Consider the following 977-nt stretch of genomic DNA (forward strand, 5'->3'; position numbering starts at 1 on the left):
GCATCTGCTTTTGCCTCGGAGCCAGCAATCTTATCCTGGGTATCAAGTACCTGATGGATCTCTTCCTCAGGATTTACTGATCCGTTTCCTGCTGATATATAGCTGATCTTGTAGGTATCATTAACGTCAATTACAAATCTTGCTTCGAAGGTCGTATCTGCAGGAAGTCCGTCTTTTGCTCTGGTGTTGAGGTTTGCATATACAGTTGCTGCACTTATCTGTGCTGAATCTGCCACCTTCTCTTCACCCTTATACCAGCCGTCGAACTTATAGCCGGCAGCTGCTGTTGCCTCGGAACCTGAGATCTTATCCTGAGTGTCAAGTACCTGACGTATCTCTTCATCAGGATTTGCAGATCCGTTACCATCTGTTGTGTAGCTGATCTTGTAGGTGTCTTCATCGTCTATTACAAATCTTGCTTCGAAGGTTGTATCTGCAGGAAGTCCGTCTTTCTCTCTGGTGTTGAGTTTTCCATATACAGTAGCTGCACTGATTATTGCAGTATCTGCTACCTTCTCTTCACCCTTATACCAGCCATCGAACTTATAGCCGGCAGCTGCTGTTGCCTCGGAACCTGAGATCTTATCCTGAGTGTCTAGTACCTGATGAGTCTCTTCCTCAGGAGTAACTGATCCGTTTCCTGCTGATGTGTAGCTAATCTTGTAGGTGTCTTCATCGTCAATTACAAATCTTGCCTCAAAGGTTGTATCTGCAGGAAGTCCATCTTTCTCTCTGGTATTGAGTTTTGAATATACAGTAGCTGCACTGATTACTGCAGTATCTGCTACCTTCTCTTCACCCTTATACCAGCCATCGAACTTATAGCCGGCAGCTGCTGTTGCCTCGGAACCTGAGATCTTATCCTGAGTGTCAAGTACCTGATGGGTCTCTTCCTCAGGATTTACTGCTCCGTTTCCAGCTGATGTGTAGCTGATCTTGTAAGTGTCTTCATCATCAATTACAAATCTTGCTTCGAA

At 45.0% G+C, this 977-nt stretch carries 1 protein-coding gene; it reads right to left on the reverse strand.

The window, feature by feature from the left end:
• Positions 1-977 (reverse strand): InlB B-repeat-containing protein (locus tag T359_RS22925; protein ID WP_035785070.1); only part of this gene is annotated, 977 nt, incomplete at both ends.

The organism is Butyrivibrio sp. MC2021 (assembly GCF_000621605.1).
GTDB lineage: Bacteria > Bacillota > Clostridia > Lachnospirales > Lachnospiraceae > Butyrivibrio.